The organism is Bradyrhizobium sp. Leo170 (assembly GCF_004296405.1).
Classification (GTDB): Bacteria; Pseudomonadota; Alphaproteobacteria; order Rhizobiales; family Xanthobacteraceae; genus Bradyrhizobium.
This window is the reverse complement of the sequence record NZ_PSRR01000214.1, coordinates 1-14,908: the sequence shown is the minus strand read 5'-3', so window position 1 is coordinate 14,908 and position 14,908 is coordinate 1. Positions and strand designations below refer to the sequence as shown.

The window sequence follows — 14,908 nt, the reverse complement described above, 5'->3', positions numbered from 1 at the left end:
CCGCCGCTTCGATCTCCATCACAATGCGCCCCGTCGTCACCTGTTCGCCCTCGGCGACGTCGATCGCTGACACCGTGCCGGCGACGCCCGCGGTGTGCACATGCTCCATCTTCATCGCTTCCAATGTCATCACGGGCTGGCCGGCGGCAACCTGTTCGCCCGGCTTGACCAGCACCGCGACGACGCGGCCGTTCATGGCGGCGCGGACCTTGCCATCACCGTTGGCTCCGGCGGCGGCTTCGGGCAGCGCCAGCGTCAGGTCGCGGACCGCGAGCGTGACGTCGTGATTCAGGATGTAGAGACGATCGCCATCGCGCAGGAATTTTGCGCGCGCCATGAGGCCGTTGGTGCGATAGCGGATCGCATCTAGGCCGAGTTCGTCGATCTCGAAACGATGCTTGTGTCCCGCGACATCGGCGACATAAGAGCCGTCGCGCTCGCGCACGATCTCGACTTCGCGAAGGCCGCGGCCGAGATCGATGCGCAATCCGAGCGGAAACGTCGCGGCAAGCGAGCGGCCGCTCCGCCACGGCGGCGCGTGCGGATTGGTGACGTAGAGAAGCAGCGCCGCGAGCGCCGCCTCCGCGCCCTCGTCCGCGCGTGGCGTCAGCAGCTCGCTCCGATGCGCTGATATAAACGACGTCGTGGCCTCGCCCTTGGCGAAGGCCGGATGGCGCAGGCAGGAGATCAGGAATCCCTGGTTGGTGGTGACGCCGAAGGCTTCGACCTGCTCCAGTGCGACGATCAGCTTGCTCCGCGCTTCGCGCCGATCGGCGCCATGGCTGATGATCTTGGCAATCATAGAGTCGTAGAACGGCGGGATTTCCGATCCGGACTGCAGCGCATGCTCGACGCGGACGCCTTCCGGCATCTGCCAGCGCGCCATCCTGCCCGATTGCGGCATGAAATCATGGTCGGCATCCTCCGAGCACAACCGTACCTCGATCGCGTGGCCGGAGAACGTGATGTCTTCCTGCTCCACGCCGAGCGGCTCGCCGCGGGCGACGCGCAACTGCAGTTCGACCAGATCGAGCCTGGTGATCGCCTCGGTGACGGGATGCTCGACCTGCAGGCGCGTGTTCATTTCCATGAAGTAGAAATCGCCATTGCCGTCGAGCAGGAATTCCAGCGTGCCTGCGCCCTCATATCGGAGCGCCTTCACTGCCTGGACCGCGACCGCGCCCATCCGCGCCCGCAACTCGGGCGACACCGCTGGCGACGGCGCCTCCTCGATCAGCTTCTGGTGCCGCCGCTGCACCGAGCAGTCGCGCTCGCCGAGATGGATCGCGTTGCCATGGCGGTCGCCGAACACCTGGATCTCGATATGACGGGGATCGACGATCGCGCGCTCGAGAATAACCGTTGCATCGCCGAATGCACCGAGCGCCTCCGAGCGCGCGCTGCGCAGCGCATCCGGGAACAACGCGGTGTCGGAGACCAGCCGCATGCCGCGCCCGCCGCCGCCGGCGACCGCCTTGATCATCACGGGAAAGCCGATGCGCCTCGCTTCCGCCAGCATGATCCCTTCGCTCTGGTCGGCGCCCTGGTAGCCGGGCACGCAGGGCACGCCGGCCTTTTGCATGATCTCCTTGGCGCCGGCCTTGTTGCCCATCGCACGGATCGCCTCTGGCGACGGGCCGATGAAGACAAGCCCGGCGTCGCGGCAGGCCCGCGCGAACTCCTCATTCTCGGCGAGGAAGCCGTAGCCGGGATGCACAGCGCCGGCTCCGCTGGCCTTGGCGGCGGCAATGATCGCATCGATCCTGAGATAGGATTGCGACGGCAGCGCCTCGCCGATACGCACCGCGTGATCGGCCTCACGTACATGCAGTGCATCGCGGTCGGCGTCGGAATAAACCGCGACCACTCCGTAGCCGAGCTGCCGCGCGGTGCGCATGATCCGCAGCGCGATCTCGCCCCGATTGGCAATCAGGATCCTGTAGAACATCCCGCCCCCTTCACGACTCATGGCCGCGCCACCGAGAACTGCATACGCTGAGGATTGCGCGCTTCCGCCTCGCGGCATATCGCAAGCACCTCGGCGAGCACGCTGCGGGTGTCGCGCGGATCGATCACGCCGTCGTCGAGCACGCGCGCGCTGGTGGAGAACACGTCCATCTGGCCGTCGAACACGCCGATGATCTCGGCCTTCATCGCATCCAGTCTCTCCTTCGGGATCGGCTTGCCGCGCCGTGCGGCAGCGGCTTCAGTGACGATCGCCATCGTCTCGGCGGCCTGCTCGCCGCCCATCACGGCGGTCTTGGCGTTGGGCCAGGAGAAGCAGAAGCGCGGATGGAAGCCGCGGCCGCACATGCCGTAATTGCCGGCGCCGAACGAGGCGCCGCAGTAGATCGTGATCTGCGGCACCGTCGCCGACGTCACCGCCTGGATCATCTTGGAGCCGTGCTTGATCATGCCGGCCTCCTCATAGGCTTTGCCCACCATGTAGCCGGTGGTGTTGTTCATATAGAGCAGCGGCGTGCGCGACTGGCAGCAGGCCTGGATGAAATGCGTCGCCTTGTTGGCACCGGGCACATCGAGCGGGCCGTTATTGGTGATGATGCCGATCGCCTGCCCTTCGATGCGAGCATGGCCGCAGATCGTGGCCGGACCATAATTGGCGCCGAACTCGGTGAAATCGGAGTCGTCGATGAAACGGGCAATGGCCTGGCGCATGTCGACGGGACGCTTGTGGTCCATCGGCATGATGCCGAGCAATTCTTCCGGATCATGGCGCGGCGGCTTGAACGACGCGCTCGCGGGCTTCGGCCGGTCCCATTCGAGACCCGACATGATGTCGCGCGCGATCCGGATCGCATCGCGGTCGTCTTCTGCGAGGTAGTCGCCAAGGCCGGAGATCGAGGTGTGCATCTCGGCGCCGCCAAGCTCCTCCTCGGTCGCGATCTCGCCGGTTGCGGCTTTGAGGAGCGGCGGCCCGGCCAGGAAAGCGCGGGTGCGGCCGCGCACCATCACGATGTAATCGGAGAGCCCGGTCTGATAGGCGCCGCCCGCGGTCGAAGACCCATGCGTCACCGTGACCACCGGCAGGCCGGCCGCCGACAGCCGCGCGAGGTTGCGGAAGATGTTGCCGCCTCTGACAAAGTCCTCGACGCGGTAGCGGAGGAGATTGGCGCCGGCGCTCTCGACGAGCTGCACATAGGGCAGCTTGTTCTCCAGCGCGAGTTCCTGCACCCGCAGCGTCTTGTCGAGGCCATAGGGCTGCAGCGCGCCGGCATCGATGCCGGCATCATTGGCGCTGACCATGCAGCGGATGCCGGAGACGAAGCCGATGCCTGCGATCAGCCCGCCGCCGGGCACGCTTTTCTCAGCGTCCGCGACGTCGAACATGTAGCCGGCGAGCGTCGACAGTTCGAGGAAGGGCGAGCCGGGATCGAGCACCAGCGCCACGCGTTCGCGCGGCAAGAGCTGCCCGCGCTTGTGGAAGCGTTCCTTTGCGGCCGCGGATGCGGCGCGGGTGCGCTCCTCCAGCGCCCGCATCCGGGAGATCAGCGCCAGCATGCCGTCGCGATTGGCCTGAAACGCGGCGCTGAAGGGCGAGATGGTGTTTTCGATGATGGCCATGGATCAGCCCTCTCCGTCATTCCGGGGCGCCCCTCTTGGGGCGAGCCCGGAATCCATGGGACCGCAGACGCTCGTGGAGAAATGGATTCCGGGCTCGCGCTTCGCGCGCCCCGGAATGACAGGTATGTTCCTGGTAAGCATCACGCGCTTTTCGCTTCCGAGAAATACTCGCTATACGTCTGCCGCAGTTCGACCTTGCGCAGCTTGCCGGTCGCGGTCATCGGCATCTCCTCGAGAATACGCACCAGTTTCGGTACCTGGAAGCCGCCGAGATGCTTTCGGCAATGCTCGATGATACCGGCCTCGTCGGCCACGGCATTCGGCTTCAGCTTGACGAAGGCGGAAACGGCTTCGCCCCATTGCGGGTGCGGCAGGCCGACCACCGCGGCGTTCTGCACGGCGGGGTGCGCGAGCAGCGTCTCCTCGATCTTCACGGAAGCCACGTTCTCGCCGCCGGACTTGATCATGTCCTTCTTGCGGTCGAGGAACAGCACCTCGCCATTCTCGTCGATCAGCGCGAGATCGCCGGTGTGATGCCACCCGAACTTGCGCGCCTCTTCGGTCGCCTTCGGATCCTTGTAATAGCCCATCATCACGTTCGGCCCGCGATGCACGAGCTCGCCGATCTCGCCGCGCGGCTGCAGATTGCCATTGTCGTCCATGATCGCGGTCTCGTTGACAACAAGCGACTCGCCCCAGTAATTGCCAAAACGACTAAGCTGCACTTCCGGCCGCGACATCGTGGTCGCCGGATACATTTCGGTCTGGCCGCTGGTCAGCACGAAGTTCGGGCAGAGGTCGGCGATGGCGCGTTCGAGCAGCGGCTTGCCCATCGGCGCCATGGTGTAGATGCAGCAGCGCAAGCGGGAAAGATCGAATTCCCGCCGCCGCGGATGGTCGAGGATCGCCTGGTACATCAGCGACAGCCCGACGAAGACGGTGAGCTTGTCACGGACGATCGCCTCCATGCAGACCACAGGATCGAAGCCGCGCATCAGCGCCATCCGGCCGCCGACCGAGAGATAGCTGAGCAGCAGCACATGGCCGGCGCAGTGGAACAGCGGGAATTGACCGGTGATGCCGTCATCGCGCGAGAGCTGCATCTCGACGCAATTGCTCATCACCGCCATCACCACCGCGAGATGGCAGTGCATCGCGCCCTTCGGCCGCGACGTCGTGCCGGAGGTGTAGATGATCATGGCGAGATCGCGGTCGTTGATCTCGATCTCGGGCTCGGTGTTGGACTGGCCCTCGATGAGATCGTTGAAATTCTCGAGGCCGGTCGCCGCGACTTTTCCGGCAAGATCGATCGCGACCATCTCAATGCCGCGCTGTTCCAGCGCCGCGCGGCGTTCGGCTTGGGCATGCAGATTGTCGTCGATCAGCGCGAAGCGGACTTCGGCATGGCCGAGGATGTAATCCATGTCCGATGGCCCGAGCATGGTGTTGATCGGGACCCAGACCAGGCCGGCGCGATGAATGCCGAACAGCGCTTTGACGAATTCGACCGAATTGTTGCAGATGGTCGATATCTTTTCGCCCGGCTTCAGGCCGCGCTGCACGAGGTAGTTGGCAAAGCGATTGGCGTCGCGCTCGAGCTCGGTGAAGGTGACCTGACGCGCGCCGTCGGTGAGCGCGACACGATCCGGGAAGCGCCGCGCCGCACGCTTCAGGAGATCGCCGATCGCCACCCGGCCGATCTGCCCCGACCCCGGCACGCCGCCGGTTGCTGCGAGATTGTCCATTTGGTTCCCCTCCCTCATGTCTCGTCATTCCGGGGCAGCCCGCAGGGCTGAGCCCGGAATCCATCGGGCCGCAGGCGCTTGCGGCGAAATGGATTCCGGGCTCATCGCTTTGCGATGCCCCGGAATGACGGCGTGGCGGCTCAGTGCCTCACCCCGAACATCTGCCGCGCTTCAGCGGGGCTGGCGATCTCGCGCCCGGCCTTCCGCGCGCAGGCGGCGATCGCCTCGATCAACTGGCCGTTCGAGGTCACCTTGGTGCCATCAGCCAGATAGAAGGTGTCCTCCAACCCGGTGCGCAGGTGCCCGCCGAGATCGGCGGCATGCTGATGCAGCGGCCAGATCTCGTCGCGGCCGATCGCGGTGACCTGCCAATGCGCGTCCGGCGCCTTCAACTTCAAGAGGATCGGCAGCAGTTCCGGATCGGCAGGCATGCCCGAGGCGACACCCATCACGAAATTATATTCGAGCGGGCCGGAATACATGCCGGTCTGCCGATACATGCCGACGCAACGCACGATGCCGACGTCGAAACATTCGAATTCGGGAATCGTGCCGGCGTCCTTCATCACGTCGAGATAGTCCTGCACCTTCTCGACCGCGTTATCGAACAGCATCGGCGGCCAGGCCCAGGTGTTGTCGGCTTTGACCTTGAGATAGTTCAGCGAGCCGGCGTTGCAGGCGGCGATCTCGGGCTTGGTTTCACGGACACAATCGAGCGCGCCCTGGTAATTCGGGCCCGAGGTGCCCGTGGTGTGATTGATGATGACGCCCGGGCAGGCCTCGCGGATCGCCTGCTGGATCTCCTTGCTGACGCCGACCTCCCAGGACGGCAGATGGCCCTTGCTAGGTGCCTGCTGGCGCAGATGGATATGCATGATGCTGGCGCCGGCGTTGAAGGCCGCCTTGGCCTCGCGCGCCATCTGTTCCGGCGTCACCGGCACGTTGTGCTGTTTTGGATCAGTCAGCACGCCGTTCAGCGCGCAGGTGATAACGGCCTTCTCGCTCATGCATCCCGTCCAAAGTGTTTGAATGGCTCAGTTTTTTGCATGATGCGGGATTTGGCCGGTGCCCTCTTGCGTTGACTGGCTATTGCTGCGGCGGCAGGTCGGTCGCCGTGGCAATAGCGCGCATCGAGGTTTGCTCTGAATCAAATCCTGACGCCTCGGCGGGGCTATGAGCTTCCTTAAATCCTGGGAGACACGACATGGCCTACAAAGACCTCCTCTTGACGCTCGCGAGCTACCCCGAAACGGCTCCGCCATCGGCGATCGATCTTGCGAGCGATTTCGCCGCCGCGATCGGCGCCAAGATTTCCGCGATCGCCTGTAAGATCCGCGTCGCCGTGCCCGGCAGCTTCCTGAGCCCAGCGCTGCTCGACGTTCCCGGAATGGCTGCAACCGATGAAAAGAAATCTCGCCTTCAGGCTGAGGCTTCGCTCGCCGCGTTCCAGGCCGCCGCGGAAAAGCGCGGCGTCTTCGAGGAGCGCATCCTGGAGCGCTGCCTGACGTCCGAGCAGCGCGAGTTACTGGTCGAATATGCGCGGCTTCGCGACCTCACCATCATTCCGGTCCAGGACAATGCCCTGTTCGGCGCGTGGAACGCGGAGCCGATTATTTTCGAATCCGGGCGCCCCGTCCTGCTGCTACCGCAAACCAGCCGCAAGCCGTTCGCCCTGAATACGGCGACGGTGGCCTGGGACTTCAGCCGTCCGGCTGCGCGCGCAGTCGCAGATGCACTGCCGCTGCTTAAGCAGGCCAAGCGCGTCCACATCGTGACGGTGACCAACGAAAAGCGCATCGACACCAAGCGGTCCGGTCCGGAACTTGCGAAGCATCTCGCCCGCCACGGCGTCGAGGTGATCCTTGACACCGTCGATGCCGCGGGCCGCACAGTCGCGCACGCGCTGGAGGCGGCGCTGACGAGCCATGACAGCGACCTTCTGGTCATGGGCGCCTTCGGCCACTCCCGCTTCCGGCAATTCGTGCTCGGCGGCGCCACGCTCAGCATGATGTCGCACCCGCCGCTGCCCGTGCTGCTTTCGCATTGATAGATCACGCGGTATGGGTCCGGCCTTCGCCGGGATGACGCCTCGTAGGGTGGGCAGAGCGAAGCGTGCCCACCATCAACATTCCGCACGCAATGGTGGGCACGCTGCGCTTTGCCCACCCTACGACTGCGGCACGACTGGGGCTAGGACGCGGCCGCCTCCGTGAACGATCCGCTGCTGCGATAGATCGCCAGATCGCGCGAGCCGGAGAAGATCGCGCGCGGCTTCAGGCCGTAGAAGCGGCGGATCGAGTGGCTGAAATGGGTGGAGTCGGGGTAGCCGATGTCCTGCGCGAGATGGGCGAGGTTGATGTCCTGATTGGCGAAGTGCAACAGATGCCGCGCCCGCTTCCAGGCGCGGAAGGAACGGAACGAGATTCCGGTCTCCTCCTTGAACAGATGCAGGAAGCGCGAGGGCGACAGCGAGGCATCCGCCGCGCAATCCGCCGCCGTCACCGGTTCGCCGGAGAATTTGCCGATGCGCGCGATCGCGCGCACCACGCGCGGGTCGAGCCTACGCTGCGGCAGCGCCTGGCCGAAGCACATGATGTCGAACTCGGCGTTCGAGAGGTCATCGCTATATTGCCGCCGTCCCAGCGCGGCATAGGCGGCGCGGATGCGGTCGGCGTAGAACTGGCTTTCCGGGCCCATCAACTGTCGGGCAAACGATTCGAGCGCGCCGACGCGGACGCTTTCGGGCTCGATGGCAACGCAGATCGCCGAGCGATAGTCGCTCGCAATGGTATGGCGCAGGTTCGGCATGGTCACGACGAGGTCGCCATAGGATTCCCGGCCGTCGCTGGTCGCAAGGCGCAGGCCGCCCTTGATCGCGACATAGACATGGAATGCGCCCGGACAGCGCTCGCGCGGGCGGCCGAGCAGTCCGGCATAGAACACGCGCTCCGGCGTGATCAGCATCAAATGGCCTACTTCACGGGCCTGGTCGTCCATGGTGGTTCCTCCTCGCACGGCTCTTCCCGGCCGCTGCGGCGCCAACCATAGCCGAAATCCGGCTGAAGTCACCGTTACAAATGGGGCAAGGAAACGGCTCTCGCCGTCATTGCGAGCCACCGGGTCGGCGCGTAGCGCCGCCCGATGACAGGCTCCGCGAAGCAATCCATGCCACCACGAGTGGAGAGATGGATTGCTTCGTCGCTGTCGCTCCTCGCAATGACGGTTGGGGCGGGCGCGTTACCCACGCACCCGCGGCGCGACGTTTTGCTCCGCGCCGGCCTTGCGTTCCGCCGCGACCGCCCGCTGGTATGCCTCGCGCTGCTGCAACGTTGCCCAATAGGCTGCGACATTGGGACCGAAATCCTTGGCGAGCCCGATATTGTCGGCGAGCCGCAGCGCATAGCCGATGGCGATGTCGGCGGCGGTGAAACGGCCGGCGCACAGCGTCTCGGCCTTGCCGGTCGCCGCCTCAACGGCGCGCAGGCGGCCGAAGAACCATTTGGCGTAGTCGCCGACGACCTGCGGATTGCGCCGCTCCTCCGGCTCGAGCTGGCCGTAGCGAAGCACCAGGGTCTGCGGAAAGGTCAGCGTCGCGTCGGAAAAATACATCCAGTTCAGGAAGGCGCCATAGGCCGGCTCGTCGGGTCCGACGATCAGCGGTGTCGGGCCATATTTGGTACCAAGGTAATGGCAGATGCCGGACGACTCCGTCATCCGCGTCTCGCCATCGATCAGGAAGGGAATCGTGCCGAGCGGATTGAGCGCGAGATAATCCTTCGCGAACACGCGCGGCGGGAACGGAAGCATCTTGAGCTCGTAGGGCAATCCCATTTCCTCGAGCATCCAGAGCGGCCGGAACGAACGCGCGGCTTCGCAGTGATAGAGCGTGACCATCTCAGGCGTTTCCTTTTGTAGCCGACAGCGTACCCATCATCTTGCATAGCACCATCAGCATCACTTCGTCAGCGCCGCCGCCGATCGAGGTCAGGCGGCTGTCGCGATAGGCGCGGCTCACCGGGGTTTCGTTCATGAAGCCCATGCCGCCCCAATATTGCAGGCAGGCGTCGGTGAGTTCGCGCCCGAGCCGGCCCGCCTTCAGCTTCGCCATGGTGGCGAGCTTGGTGACGTCCTCGCCCGCGACCAGCGCCTCGCCGGCACGATAGATCAGCGAGCGCAACAGCTCGACCTCGGTCTGCATCTCTGCGAGCTTGAAATGCACCACCTGGTTGTCCAGGATCGAGCCGCCGAACGCTTTCCGGTTGCGGGTATATTCAATGGTTTCGTTGATGATGAACTCATGCGCCTTCAGGCAGGCGGCGGCGCCCCACAGCCGCTCCTCCTGGAACTGGATCATCTGGTAGGTGAAACCCTTGCCTTCCTCGCCGATCCGGTTGCGCTTGGGCACCCGGACGTTATCGAAGAAAATCTGCGCGGTGTCGGAGGAGCGCATGCCCATCTTGTCGAGCTTTCGCGCGATGGTGACGCCCTTGCTCTTCATCGGCACGCAGATCAGCGACTTGTTGCGATGGACCTGGCCGTCGCTGGTGTTGGCGAGCAGGCAGATCCAGTCTGCTTGCGTGCCGTTGGTGATCCACATCTTGCCGCCATTGATGACATAGTCGTCGCCGCCGGAGCGCGCATTGGTCTTGATCGAGGCGACATCGGAGCCGGCACCGGGCTCGGAGACGCCGATGCAGGCGACCTGATCGCCCGAGATCGCCGGCACCAAGAACTCGCGCCGCACCTCGTCGGAGCCGAACCGCGCCAGCGCCGGTGTCGCCATGTCCGTCTGCACCCCGATCGCCATCGGCACCCCGCCGCATCTGATGGCCCCTAACTCTTCCGCCATCATCAGCGCATAGCTGTAGTCGAGCCCCTGGCCGCCGAATTCGACGGGCTTGTTGAGGCCGAGGAAACCGAGACTGCCAAGCTTCTTGAACAGCTCATGCGCGGGGAAGATGCCGGCGTCTTCCCAGTCGTCGACATAGGGGTTGATCTCGGCGGCGATGAATTTCTGCAAGGCGCGGCGGGGTTCGTCGTGGTCAGCGGTGAAGATCATGCTGGTTCAGGCTCCAATCGGCATTGTCTTGTCATTCCGGGGCGTCCGAAGGACGAGCCCGGAATCCATTTCTCCGCGGGCGTTGCGGCCCGATGGATTCCGGGTTCGCGCTGCGCGCCCCGGAATGACGGCGTGTGCTCTCACAACCCCATCTGGCGGCTGGCGAGGTCCTTCATGATTTCCTCGGTGCCGCCGCCGATGGCGTTGACCTTGACCTCGCGGTAGATGCGCTCGACCTTGATGCCGCGCATGAAGCCGGCGCCGCCGAAGATCTGCACCGCCTCCGAGGCGCAGAACGCCATGGTCTGGGTCGCCTGGTTCTTCATCATGCAGATCTCGGCGACCGGGTTTTCGCCCTGCTCCAGCCGCCAGGCCAGCATCTCCAGCATCGCTTGCGACGCTGCGACCTTCTGCGCCATGTCGACGATCTTGTGGCGGATCACCTGGTGCTGGGCAATCGGCTTGCCGAAGGTCTTGCGCTCCTTGGCATAGGCGATCGCCTCCTCGACGCAGACGCGGGCATAGGCCGTGCAGCTCGCCGCCATGCCCATGCGCTCGCTGTTGAAATTCTGCATGATGACCTTGAAGCCCTGGCCTTCCTCGCCGATCAGGTTTTCGGCCGGCACCCGGCATTCATCGAAATGCAATGTCGCCGTATCGGAGGCCCACCAGCCCATCTTCTTCAGCTTGGTGCGCGAGAGGCCAGGCGTATCGCCCTCGATCAGCAGCAGGCTGACGCCGCCGGCGCCCTCGCCCCCGGTGCGCACGGCGACCGTCAGGTAATCGGCGCGCACGCCCGAGGTGATGAACGTTTTCTCGCCGCTGACGACATAATGATCGCCGTCCCGGCGCGCCTTGGTGCGGAGGCTGGCGACATCGGAGCCGCCGCTCGGCTCGGTGATCGCGAGCGCGGAAATCTTCTCGCCCCGCAGCACTTCCGGCAGCACGCGCGCCTTGACCTCGGGACGGGCGGCCCGCGCGATCGGCGGCGAGCCGATGGTGTGGCTCATCAGGCTCGCACTGACGCCACCGGCACCGGCCCGCGCCAGTTCCTGCGAGGCCACGATCTTCATGAACTGGTCGGCGGGAATGCCGCCATATTCCTCGGGAAAGCCGAGCCCCAATAGACCGATCTCGGAGGCCTTGCGATAGAGTTCGCGCGGAAACTCGCCCGCTTCGTCCCACTCATGGGCGTAAGGCTCGATCTCCTTCTGCACGAAACGGCGCACCGCCTCGCGAAAGGCCTCGTGCTCGCTGGTGTAGAATGGGCTCGCCATCCCTTTGCTCCGTCGATTCCTGTGACCGGAACGATGTCCGGAAATCGCCGCCCTAACTTGCGTCGAGTGGCTGCCGGCGGCAAATGGGCGCCGATCCTACCCCCGGTCCAGCCACTAAACGCAAGACAGATTCCGGCCCCGGCCCGTCCACTGGTACCCCTGCGGATCATGATCAGGCGGCGCCAGACCGCCCACCGTGGGAGGGAAATTTGCCGGTTCGTTACTACGACTGGATCGCCCATCATGGCCGGAGGACGCCTGACAAGGTCGCGATGGTCGACCTCGGCAGCGGCCGACGCTTCACCTATGCGCAATCCGACGCGCGGATCTCGAGGCTGGCCGCGCATTTGCGGGATACCCACAAAGTAGCACGCGGTGATCGCGTCGCGGTGCTGGCGCTGAACACATCAGACACACTGGAAGTGCAGTTCGCCTGCGGGCGGCTAGGTGCCGTATTCCTGCCGCTCAACACCCGCCTCACGGTGCCGGAACTGCAGTTCATCGTCGGCGATGCCTCGCCGAAAGTCATGATCCATGATGGCGATCTCGCGGAGACCGCGCTCAACGTCGCCAGACTCTGCAACGTGTCATCGACATTGCGGCTCGGCCCTGATGGTTCCTACGAGGCAGGCATCGCAGCGGCACAGCCGATCGAGACGTTCGCGCCTGTCACGCTCGATGACATCTCGACCATCATGTACACCTCGGGCACGACAGGCCAGCCGAAGGGCGCCATCATCACCCACGGCATGACGTTCTTCAATTGCGTCAATCTCGGCGGCCTCGCCTACATCTCGCCATCCTCGGTATTCCTTTGCGTGCTGCCGCTATTCCATACTGGTGGGCTCAATTGCTACACCAACCCGGTGCTGCATGCCGGCGGCACCGTCCTGATCATGCGCAGCTTCGATCCCGGCGAGGCCTTGCGCCTGACCAGCGATCCCGCTGAGCGCATCAACGTCTTCTTCGGCGTGCCCGCGATCTACCAGTTCATGGCGCAGCATCCGTCGTTCGCGAGCGCCGATTTCGGCCGGCTGATGATCGGCGGCGTCGGCGGCGCGCCGATGCCGGTGCCGCTACTCAAGGTGTGGGAGGCGCGCGGCGTGGCGCTGCAGCAGGGCTATGGCATGACCGAGACATCGCCCGCGGTGATGGCGCTCGATCGCGAGGATGCCGCGCGCAAGGCAGGCTCCGCCGGCAAGCCTGTGCTGCACACGGAAGTGCGGATCGTGCGCCCTGATGGCACCGACGCTGATGTGGGTGAACTCGGCGAGCTCTGGGTCAGGGGCCCGAACATCACGCCGGGCTACTGGAACCGGCCCGACGCCAACGCCTCCTCCTTCACCGACGGCTGGCTGCATACGGGCGATGCGACGCGCGTCGACGAGGAGGGCTTCTACTACATCGTCGACCGCTGGAAGGACATGTACATCTCCGGCGGCGAGAACGTCTATCCGGCCGAAGTCGAGAACGTGCTGCACCAGATTGCTGCGGTCGCCGAGGCCGCCGTGATCGGCATTCCCGATGAGCAATGGGGAGAGGTCGGCATGGCGATCGTCGCCGTGAAGCCGGGGCAGACGCTGACGCCGGCGGATATCCACGCGCATTGCTCGGCGAACCTCGCTCGCTTCAAATGCCCGCGCATCATCGAATTCGTCGAGGCGCTGCCGCGCAATGCGACCGGCAAGATCCACAAGCCGACGCTGCGCAAGCAATTCGCCGAGCAGAAGCCGACCGATCTGGCGCAAGCTTCGTGATGTGCCCCTCCGACGCCAACACCGTTTACGGCTAGACCGCGGTGCAGGCCAATCGACGGTTCGTAGTTCGTAGCCCGGGTGGAGCGCAGCGCAACCCGGGGGATGCTCGCCGAACGGCTCGACCGGTCCCGGATTGCGGGCTACGGGCACTGTCATCCTTGAGATCGCGCGGACGGCTCCCCACTTCAACGAGTGGCCCAACAACGCGAGCCGCCGATCGTGGAAAGCCAGATGCACTATCTGCCGATGACGCCGGGATCGTTTTCGATCCTGGTGTTCCTGGCATTGGTGCTGGTGATCCTGATCCAGCTCCGCATCCTCCGATATGCCTATCTGAGCCTCGGCGTCAGTCCGGGAGCCGCGTTCCTGCTGCTGTTCGGTTCGCTGGTCGGCAGCTATCTCAATATTCCGATCACGGAATTGTCCGGACCGCCGGTGAGATCCGGCGAGATCGTCGACTTCTTCGGTATGCGCTATGTCGTGCCGCTGGTGACCGCGCCCAGCACGATCCTGGCCGTGAATGTCGGCGGCGCGGTGATTCCGACGTTCATGTCGATCTATCTGATCGTCAGATACGAGCTTTGGGTCAGGGCCGCGATCGGCACCGCCATCATCGCCTTCATCGTCCATTCGCTGGCGACGCCGGTGCCGGGTATAGGCATCGCGGTACCCGTGTTCGTGCCCGTCGTCAGCGTCGCGATCATCGCGCTTCTGCTCTCGCGTATATATGCCGCGCCGCTCGCCTATATCGCAGGTTCAGTCGGAACACTGATCGGCGCCGATATTCTCAACCTGGACAAGATCGGCAGCCTGGGGGCGCCGATCGCCTCGATCGGCGGCGCCGGCACGTTTGACGGCGTTTTCCTGACCGGCATCCTCGCCGTGCTGCTCGCCTCCATCGTTTCGCCATCACCCCTGCACCGCGCCTCATAGCGAGACGTCAACCCGGCAGGAAGATGGCGAACGGCTCGTCGACGGTGCGGCGCAGATGTTCGCGATAGAGCGCGTAGTTTTCATCCTCGGGTGACACCCGCCCGACCGAGGGATTGGCGATATTCTTGATCGGCACGAATGCGATTGGTGCAGCGATCGGCGTCAGCAGCGAGCCGCGGCCGGCGAGCAGTGTCGTGATGATGCCGTACATCTCGCCGGTGTTGCGCGGCCTGGACACCGTGATCAGGCGATGCTGGCCGTGCCGGTTGGTGACGAGATAGACGAAGCCGGATTGGTTGGGCACGGCGACTTCGCCGAACTGGGTGTAGGCGGCATCCAGCCGTTCGCCCTCGCGAAAAATCAGCGACGAGACGGCGTCGTCCCAGGCGATCTCGGTGCGATAGGCATAGACCGCGTCCTTGGCCCCGAAGGAGGGCCTGACCGTAAGATAGGTGCCCTCGATCCACTGCACCGCCCGCCGCGAATACGCCCCTAACCCGTCGGGCGCGACTTCGCCATTGGCCACCGGAATCGCCGGCGCCGGCTGGACCTTGC

General features: G+C 64.8%; 12 protein-coding genes. 3 read left to right on the top strand and 9 right to left on the bottom strand.

Annotation, left to right across the window (positions count from 1 at the left end):
- The 4 genes from CWO89_RS28795 to CWO89_RS28780 all read right to left on the bottom strand — a co-directional run.
- Positions 1 to 1,969: acetyl/propionyl/methylcrotonyl-CoA carboxylase subunit alpha (locus CWO89_RS28795; protein WP_130581973.1), on the bottom strand; the 1,969-nt coding region annotated here is incomplete at its 3' end.
- Positions 1,966 to 3,582, bottom strand: a complete 1,617-nt coding sequence (locus CWO89_RS28790) for an acyl-CoA carboxylase subunit beta (protein ID WP_130581972.1) — start codon at positions 3,580 to 3,582, stop codon at positions 1,966 to 1,968. The genes CWO89_RS28795 and CWO89_RS28790, both read right to left, overlap by 4 nt.
- 140 nt (positions 3,583 to 3,722) lie before the next feature.
- Positions 3,723 to 5,327: an AMP-binding protein gene (locus CWO89_RS28785; RefSeq protein WP_130581971.1), complete on the bottom strand. Its 1,605-nt coding sequence runs from the start codon at positions 5,325 to 5,327 to the stop codon at positions 3,723 to 3,725.
- Positions 5,328 to 5,467: 140 nt separating this feature from the next.
- Positions 5,468 to 6,334 (bottom strand): beta-keto acid cleavage family enzyme, encoded by an 867-nt coding sequence (locus CWO89_RS28780; RefSeq protein ID WP_130581970.1) that lies wholly within the window; start codon positions 6,332 to 6,334, stop codon positions 5,468 to 5,470.
- Between the two features lie 197 nt (positions 6,335 to 6,531).
- Here CWO89_RS28780 and CWO89_RS28775 point away from each other — a divergent pair, with 197 nt between their 5' ends.
- Positions 6,532 to 7,374, top strand: coding sequence for a universal stress protein (locus CWO89_RS28775; RefSeq protein ID WP_130581969.1), 843 nt, complete (start codon positions 6,532 to 6,534; stop codon positions 7,372 to 7,374).
- Between the two features lie 143 nt (positions 7,375 to 7,517).
- Here CWO89_RS28775 and CWO89_RS28770 read toward each other — a convergent pair whose 3' ends face one another.
- The 4 genes from CWO89_RS28770 to CWO89_RS28755 form a co-directional block, all read right to left on the bottom strand.
- Positions 7,518 to 8,324, bottom strand: coding sequence for a helix-turn-helix domain-containing protein (locus tag CWO89_RS28770; RefSeq protein ID WP_130581968.1), 807 nt, complete (start codon positions 8,322 to 8,324; stop codon positions 7,518 to 7,520).
- Between the two features lie 240 nt (positions 8,325 to 8,564).
- Positions 8,565 to 9,221 carry a glutathione S-transferase family protein gene (locus CWO89_RS28765; RefSeq protein WP_130581967.1) on the bottom strand — a complete coding sequence of 219 codons (657 nt, stop codon included), beginning with the start codon at positions 9,219 to 9,221 and terminating at the stop codon, positions 8,565 to 8,567.
- A gap of 1 nt (position 9,222) precedes the next feature.
- Entirely contained in the window at positions 9,223 to 10,386 is a 1,164-nt protein-coding gene (locus tag CWO89_RS28760) for an acyl-CoA dehydrogenase family protein (RefSeq protein WP_130581966.1), read from the bottom strand.
- A 140-nt stretch (positions 10,387 to 10,526) separates the two neighbouring features.
- Positions 10,527 to 11,663 (bottom strand): acyl-CoA dehydrogenase family protein, encoded by a 1,137-nt coding sequence (locus CWO89_RS28755; RefSeq protein ID WP_130581965.1) that lies wholly within the window; start codon positions 11,661 to 11,663, stop codon positions 10,527 to 10,529.
- Between the two features lie 209 nt (positions 11,664 to 11,872).
- On the opposite strand from CWO89_RS28755, the gene CWO89_RS28750 reads away from it, so the two are divergent.
- On the top strand, positions 11,873 to 13,420 hold the full coding sequence (locus CWO89_RS28750) for an acyl-CoA synthetase (RefSeq protein WP_165421382.1): 1,548 nt from the start codon (positions 11,873 to 11,875) through the stop codon (positions 13,418 to 13,420).
- A gap of 219 nt (positions 13,421 to 13,639) precedes the next feature.
- Entirely contained in the window at positions 13,640 to 14,353 is a 714-nt protein-coding gene (locus tag CWO89_RS28745; RefSeq protein ID WP_130581963.1) for a DUF1614 domain-containing protein, read from the top strand.
- Positions 14,354 to 14,360: 7 nt separating this feature from the next.
- On the opposite strand, the gene CWO89_RS28740 is transcribed toward CWO89_RS28745, so the two are convergent.
- Positions 14,361 to 14,908: transcriptional regulator (locus CWO89_RS28740; protein WP_130581962.1), on the bottom strand; the 548-nt coding region annotated here is incomplete at its 5' end.

Bases quoted from the DNA above. Each gene is read 5' to 3' on its own strand.
- CWO89_RS28775 (WP_130581969.1), top strand. From the start codon at position 6,532: ATGGCCTACAAAGACCTCCTCTTGACGCTCGCGAGCTACCCCGAAACG.
- CWO89_RS28780 (WP_130581970.1), bottom strand. From the start codon at position 6,334: ATGAGCGAGAAGGCCGTTATCACCTGCGCGCTGAACGGCGTGCTGACT.
- CWO89_RS28755 (WP_130581965.1), bottom strand. From the start codon at position 11,663: ATGGCGAGCCCATTCTACACCAGCGAGCACGAGGCCTTTCGCGAGGCG.
- CWO89_RS28790 (WP_130581972.1), bottom strand. From the start codon at position 3,582: ATGGCCATCATCGAAAACACCATCTCGCCCTTCAGCGCCGCGTTTCAG.
- CWO89_RS28760 (WP_130581966.1), bottom strand. From the start codon at position 10,386: ATGATCTTCACCGCTGACCACGACGAACCCCGCCGCGCCTTGCAGAAA.
- CWO89_RS28770 (WP_130581968.1), bottom strand. From the start codon at position 8,324: ATGGACGACCAGGCCCGTGAAGTAGGCCATTTGATGCTGATCACGCCG.
- CWO89_RS28765 (WP_130581967.1), bottom strand. From the start codon at position 9,221: ATGGTCACGCTCTATCACTGCGAAGCCGCGCGTTCGTTCCGGCCGCTC.
- CWO89_RS28785 (WP_130581971.1), bottom strand. From the start codon at position 5,327: ATGGACAATCTCGCAGCAACCGGCGGCGTGCCGGGGTCGGGGCAGATC.